This window comes from Colwellia sp. 1_MG-2023 (assembly GCF_030546755.1).
Taxonomy (GTDB): Bacteria; Pseudomonadota; Gammaproteobacteria; order Enterobacterales; family Alteromonadaceae; genus Thalassotalea_H.
The window spans coordinates 1-1,107 of record NZ_JAUOPE010000027.1 but is presented as its reverse complement, the minus strand read 5'-3'; the positions used below and the strand labels follow the sequence as shown (position 1 = coordinate 1,107).

Sequence of the window (1,107 nt, the reverse complement as noted above, 5' to 3'; positions counted from 1 at the left end):
GCTGACAGAAACTGTAGCAATTACTTCTTGGTTATCATTGGTTACATTGATTTCATCGGGGGATACCGATATATCACTGACTGTTGGGCCATCTAAATGAACAGGGTCGTCAGAAGCATAGCCATAAACATACTTAAAAGCATTATAAACTTCTTGATAAAAGGCATCATTAAAAAATCTGGAATGCATACTACCGACATATTCACCATCGACATAGTAATTAGGGCCGTTGATGAAATAACTTAAACGAAAAATTCCGTCCATTGTGAGGCGATCTGAATAATCTGAACGGGTATCAATGAACTCTCCTTTGCTTATAAAGCCATCCTCAGTTGGCGTTGCATCTAGCAGAGTATTTTTTCGATTCTCGATTGTACAACTATCATTTAAGCACTCATACCATGAAGAAAAGTTTCCCTCTCCAAGCGAAAACTCTATACCTTCAATATCTTTATAACTATAAGAAGAAGATGGTTCTAAGTTCATGTAATCGAGTCGTTCCTGAGAAACAGAAAATGTTAATGAGGAGTGTGCATCAGTTGAATAACCTTTGCCGTTGAGTGTTATATCAAATTCCTCTGTTGTGGTGTCCCAGTTACAAATTACATTTTCAATGAAGCATGTATTATTTAACTGTTCAATTGGTATTAACCATCGGTTTTCAATATCTACTTTCCACTGTGCTAATTCTACCGAAATGGTAACTGAGTCTGAATTCGTTGAATCGTTGTCATCTGTAACGACTAATTCAAAGGTTAGAGTCTCATCCTGAGTAACTAGTGGTGCTGTAAAGGTAGCGGAATTAGTATCAGCGCCAGTTAAAGTTACTATTGTACCAGATGTCTGAACCCAATTATAAGCCGTGATAGTGCCATCAAGATCACTCCCTGTGCCAGTAAGTGTAACTACGGTATTTTCATCAACAGACTGGTCAGTGCCAGCATTCGCTGTTGGTGGTTGGTTTATATTAAGAACTGTAACCGTTGTAGAACTGGTTGTAGAATCACTATCATTATCCGTTACAGTCAGCTCAAAGGTTAGAGTCTCATCCTGAGTAACTAGTGGTGCTGTAAAGGTAGCGGAATTAGTATCAGCGCCAGTTAAAGT

General features: G+C 38.4%; 1 pseudogene. It reads right to left on the bottom strand.

Features of this window, described 5'->3' with window-relative positions:
• Positions 1-1,107, bottom strand: a pseudogene (locus Q4493_RS17690) (hypothetical protein); the annotation flags it as partial.